The 6,591-nt window shown below is 34.5% G+C and carries 1 protein-coding gene; it reads right to left on the reverse strand.

The features are described 5' to 3' along the window. The coding region (locus K5781_RS10125) for a LamG domain-containing protein (protein ID WP_297443768.1) at positions 1–6,591 on the reverse strand (6,591 nt) is incomplete at both ends.

The raw sequence follows: 6,591 nt of genomic DNA on the forward strand, positions 1-6,591 counted from the left end.
TAGATTCTGTTAGATCTACGGATGCTGCTTTGGTGGTGTCAACTGCGTCAGTGAATGATAATGATTCTGTTAGTGAGACAGAAGCAGTTTGTGAAATGTTGTCAGTAAATGATAATGATTCTGTTAGTGAGACAGAAGCAGTTTGTGAAATGTTGTCAGTGAAAGTGATAGATTCTGTTAGTGAGACAGAAGCTGATTTGGTGGTGTCAACTGTGTCAGTGAATGATAAAGATTCGTCTAAAGATATTGCAGCTTGTTTCATAATAGTAAAGGCATCAGTAAATGTAAGTGATTCTTCTAGTTGAACAGATGCTTGTTTGTTAATATTATCAGAAATTCCAAGTGACTCTGTTAGTGAGACAGGAATTACTAAATTCACTTTATCATTCATGGTTAGAGATTCTGTTAGTGATTTTGTTAATTGAACATCTAATTCTACATGGAATTCACGATCATTAGCACCAGGCTGAGTACCCCAGCGCAAATATTTTCTGTTAGAATCTGAAGTATCTGCCTCAAAGGTTACCTGGAAGCCTAATGCAAATCCTTCTTCTATAATTCCAGATAATCCAGAAATGTCAGTGTATTCCTGCCACGTATTAACAGACACAGGAATAGATTTGGTTGCAATTACGCTATCTATACTAGGAGCACCTGAAATATCTACTTGTACTAATTTAAGATTCAAAGTTCCCCCTAGATCTCGTGTTCTAAAACCAATTTCATTACCAGCACTTAGTCCTTGGATTTTTGCTTCAGCATTGTATGCATAAGGCAAGTAGAATAGTGCAAGGTTCTCTTCATTTGAAGTTGAAGAAGTAAGGAAGAGTTGATCTTGTAGGCTACATCCATTGTATGATGTTCCAAGAGTTACAATGACAGGACTAGAGTGATCTTCTTCATCAACACAAGCACCATTATCATTAAGGCCAAAGAGTGATGTAGGTGAACCAATTATTGGTCCAAATACTGCAGTCGATACTTCGTCAGATATTGAGAGTGATTCAGACAGAGAAACAAATTTTGTTACACTGTCAACAAAAGTTAGAGTTTCAAATAATGAGATTGGAGCATCTAAATTAATTGAATCTGTAAATGATAAAGTTTCTGTCAAAGTAACTGAATAAGTTTTCTCAAATTGATCAGTGAAGGTCAAGGATTCTTCTAATTCTTCAACATACTGAGTTGCTGAAATAACATCTACCATAAATCTCTGGTTTCCAACAGTATCTTTACCCCATACCACTTGTAGATCATCTCCACCTGCGTTAGATGACTTCATTGAAATTTTAATACCAAATTGTTTACCTGCACTAACAACACCATTTAGTTCAGACAAGTCAATGTTACCTTGAATTTCCTGGACATCAGTAATCTGCATAGAATCAAGTTCAGCATTTTCAGTCACAGGACCAATATTCATTTCAACAAGGGCTACAGTGATATCTCCAGTAAATGCTGCAAAGTTTGCATTGATATCATTACCAATTTCTTTACCAGTGATTATAGTATTTTGAGCATTTCCTATTGTACCATTATAGAATGTGACCATTTTTACAACTGAATCATCTCCAGGATTAGTAGTGACTGATGTGGTGGTGGTACAGCTGTTCTGGATTTGTTTTAATGTGATAACAGTACCAGGAGACCAACCTAATCCAAGACATGCTAAATTATCACCAAAGTATGTTCCATCAGTTATTGGAAATCCTTGAGCATTCACAGAAAATGACATTGTTTCTTCTAATGCAATGATGATTAATCCTGCTGATTTGATAACCATTCCATCAACGAATGTTAGTGATTCTGTTAGATCTACGGATGCTGCTTTGGTGGTGTCAACTGCGTCAGTGAATGATAGTGATTCTTGTAGATTATCTTCACCAAATTTGGTAACTTCAACTGTTCCGTCAGAGAATGTTAGTGATTCTGATACACTTACTCCTTTAATAAGATCAGTTGTTACTTCATCAGTAAAGGTCAATGTTTCTAGTTGCACATCACCCAAAGTCAAACTCTGAACAGTAAGCCATGTTTGATCAGCAATTACTTGAAGATCAGTATCAGAAGTAGAAGATCTTAAGCTTTGAACGCTAATCACATCACCTGCATTAAGTTCAATGTAACAGCTTGATTCATGTGCAGCCTCATCATATGTGGAACCACTTGTTAAACCTCTAGTGTATGCAGAACCAAAACATGCTTCAGCATTTGCTGGACCAGAACCAGAATCAACTAGCAAGCTTGTCTTGAGTACTGTTCTAGCAGAAGAAGGAGTAGGATCTATGGTGGTTATACCATAAGAAACATGATACAGACCGTCTCTTTCTACGGTAATGTCTGTTGCAGATGCTCCTGGAGTAAATGTAAAGTCATTATCAATCTCATCTCCAGTATCCCATTGGATTTCCTGAGTAGTATCCAAATCAAGCTCTGTTACGCTGTTATGTAGTCTTAGGATCTGAATATCAGATAGTGCCCCAAGATATTCTATATCAAGATGATATCTGTTTGCATCAATTGTAGAAGTAAAGTCATCTTCATGTAGTACTCCAACTTTAACTGCATCAAATGCAGATAATTCAAGAATGGTTGATGCAGAAACTGCGCCAAGATTAGAAGAGTCTGTTTCTCTTAGGTATGAAGTATCACGACCATATTCATTTGTAACATAAGAGCCTGTACTGTTTGTCTGAAGAAGGCCAATAGCTTGGAATCTACCTGCTCCAGCTGTGGATAGATTATCCAAGAGAACGCTGTATGTTACTTTGTAGGCACCATCTTTCTTTACAACAATCGAATCAGCTGTATCATTAAATGCAAATGTTGATGAATCTATTTGTTCAACATTTGAGGTACCAAATGTCATGATATGAGGTGTAGTTGTTGAGGAAATCTGGATATTTTGATCCGTAGTAGTTCGCAAGATAGCTGTAGGATTCTTTACTTTTTGAATATGGAACCAGTTTTCATTTGTATTAAATGAAGGATTTGCAGTTGGGCCATCATCTGAAATTTTATCAAGTGCAATCCTAACTTCACCATTTGCAGCAAGTGGCATTAGACATTCACCAGTTACTGCAGTTTCAGTAATTCCATTAGAAGTTCTTGTGAAACCACCATCATAACAGAAGTTTGTTGTTGAACCGCCTGTTCCAAATCCTCCAGTACCATCAGTATCATTTTGAACCATTCCAATTATGCCATATCTTTGTTCAGCATCTTGAGTAATCATCATACCATAGTTGATTCTGTACATTCCTGCTTCACTTACTGATACAACATCACAAGAATCTGCACTAGTACATGGAGAATTAGTGTGACTAAAGATTGGATCCTCTCTGTCAGCAGGAGATGGCCATCCAAGTGTTTGGAATCCACTTGAGAAAATCATATTGTCCTCAGTATCTGTAGTTGCACTATTAATTGACAAAAAGTTTGGAGTACCGTGCATCAAGAATGCATCAGGACCATTGACAACTCTAGCACTGTTGTGTGCAAACATTACATCATTTCCAAACTGGAACATTATGTGGTGTTTACCAGGTGTCATCACACGAGATATCTCAAATCCTTCCTCAGTACTGGTATAGTTACGATAGACATATGATTCTCCAACAATTTCTGGAATGAGTGTATGTGTACCATTGTTTAGTTCTAGGAACTTCAAATCATCAGGTAATGCATCGCCGTATGTTGTTCCATTTGATGCGGTGATGATAAGATCTGCAGTACCATTTGTGGTAAACCTAACTTTCCATGTACCACCAACAACAGGATAACTTTGGACATTGATGATGGTAATGTCTGCTTCAATGTCAAACTCTTGTTCAGAGAGTTGTGGAACAATCCACTGCATTTGGTCTTCAATGCCATTTCCATCAGTATCTACAAACTCTACTGCAAAGCGATCATCAGTAGTCACATCAACCTTGCTTCCATTAATATTCCAAAATAGGCTAAATTCTACTCCTTTAGTGACTAAATTCTCAGGAATTGGTGAAAATGCTGTTACATTTGAATAATGAAGTGCTGAATCGTGTGCTACTGTAACCTTCTTTGCATATTTTCCATTTGTAGAGTTATCTGATTCTTGAGTATATGGTGCAGGAGTCATGAAGGTCAATTCTAGATTTTCAGCAGTATCATTAAGCAACAAAACTTTGAGTGGCTTGTCTTCTTGTAACAATCCACGTACTTGTTGAAGTGATGCCATTGGAACAATTGCAGAAAGTTTGTCTAGTTTTGCATCTAATTTCTCTTCTAGTTTATCTAGTTTTGAATCAAGCTTGTCTAATTTTTTGTGTGCTTTTGCAGTATCAAGATTTGCGTAATATGCAATTTTTGAGTTTGTTTCATTAATTTGGGATTGAATTGTTACAACAGAATCAAGTAACCTAAAGTATTTCTTTAGATCTTTATTTGAAATATCTGTATCGTCATACAAACCATTGACAGATGTATGTGTTGAATTTTCTATTAATTCATAATCTTTTGAATCAAAGATTACAGTTTCATTGGTTGAATTGATTGTTTTGATTGAAAGAATTTCTGCATCAGCTGGAATCTCAATTGCAACTGAATCAGTATTATTAGAGAAGGTTACATTATGTGTCCAGATTACAGATTTTCCAACTTCAATTGTATTGTGATCTAACTCAATGTTAGAGAGAATATTATTTGTTGGCGTTGTATAATTACTTGTTATAATCGTGGCATTTAATGATAAAATTTCTGTGAACATAACATCAAAAATTCCATTTAATGAAGTATTAGCATAATCTTCAAACGATATTGATTCGATTAAGGAAATTTCATTTTGTTGGTTTATTGACTCATCATTTATTTTAATATCCAAAGAGTCATTGAATGACAAAGAATCTAAAGCAATGATATTTTGTGTATCTGCAGGAATTAATGTTGCAACAACAACATCAGATATATTCATAACATCAACTGAAAAGTTCTTTGTAGAACCATTTAATTTGTAAGAAACATAATCTACAAATCCAATTGATTCAAATGGAACAGGTGCAGTTGATGTTGAGTTAACTGAAGATACTAGAATTGTTTCAGAAATGGTTGCATTATTGAGCATTATTGTCACATGATCAGTAAATGACAATAGTTGGGATTCAAATGGAATTGAAGATTCTATACCAGAATGATTTGTCATTTCTGAGTAAATTTGATTGATTTGGGCTTGGGATAGGGCATCTTTGTAAACTAAAACATCATTAATTGTACCTGAGAAATGGTTTGAGAGAGCCACTTTACTTCTAAGGGTACTAAGATATGCACCAATGATCAAATCAGAATCATTTTCTGCGATTTCAGCAGATGTTGGAGACATTTCCCCATCTAAAATAACAAATGATTCTGGAAGTGTTGTTTGAGCTTCTAAATTACCATTCAAATATAATGAAATATTCGTTCCATTAATTACGGCAACCAGATGAGACCAATCAGTAATCTGTGTTACACCAGTTATTTTTGTCCATTTAATTCCATCAAAGATTGCAAGTGTTGGAACTTTTTCAGGTGAATAAATATTGTTAATTCCAAGTACAAATGAATTTTCTTTTGAAACAACAGCAAATTCTGCTGAACCTGATGTATAATCTGGATTAATCCATGTTGAAACAGTAAGTTTGTTTAGTTCTTCATTTAATGTTTCATCTATAACTGGAATGTAATTTTGTGTATCATTAAATGTAATTGATGTATCAGTGGTATTTGTAATATCAATATTGGTTGCATTAACAATAGTTGAATTTGTAATTATTTTTGGTTTTAATACATCAACAATTACAATTTCTTTTTCTTCTTCAACAATTTGTATTGTTGTTGTATTGTATAATGATTCAATTATTGGTAATGTTTGTAAATATATTTCTAAAATTTGTTCTGAAGAAAGATATACATCAAAGATATTGATTTCTTTTATTTCACCATGAAATTGTTTTGTTACGTCATCAACAGTTCTTTGATTTTCAAGTGATGCTCCAATAACAACATCAGAAGTTGAGGTAACAGTTTCGATTGTTTTTGGTTCAAGTTGTCCATCTAATGAAATAGAAATTGTTTCTACTGATTCATTTACATTAGATATAGTACCATTTGTGTAAATTGAAAGTGTTGTACCGTTAAATGTTCCAGCTATATGAGACCAATTATTTCCAATTTGAGTAACAGTTTCTACAGTATGCCATTTGATTCCATCAAATACAGCAAATTTAGCAACATGTTCCGGTTTTATGTTGTTGTTGATGGTTAAAGCAAATGATTTTTCCTTTGAAACAACAGTAAATTCTGATGAACCGCCAGAATAATCTGGATTTACCCATGCAGTTACTGAAAGATTTGAGATATCACTAGTTGAATTTCCATCATTTGATACATATCCATCACCATCTAGAATTAGGCTAGAATCAGTTTCTTGTATGTATACATCACCTATGAAACGAGAACCATTGACCTGAGTATCAAATTTCCAAGATTCTGTAGCATTTGGTAAAATTATTGGAATTTTAACCTCTGTGGAGTTTGTGCCTGAGATAGTACCGTTGACAGGAATGGTTGTTTCTGTGG

The sequence above is a fragment of the Nitrosopumilus sp. genome (assembly GCF_025699255.1).
In the GTDB taxonomy this organism is placed as follows: domain Archaea; phylum Thermoproteota; class Nitrososphaeria; order Nitrososphaerales; family Nitrosopumilaceae; genus Nitrosopumilus.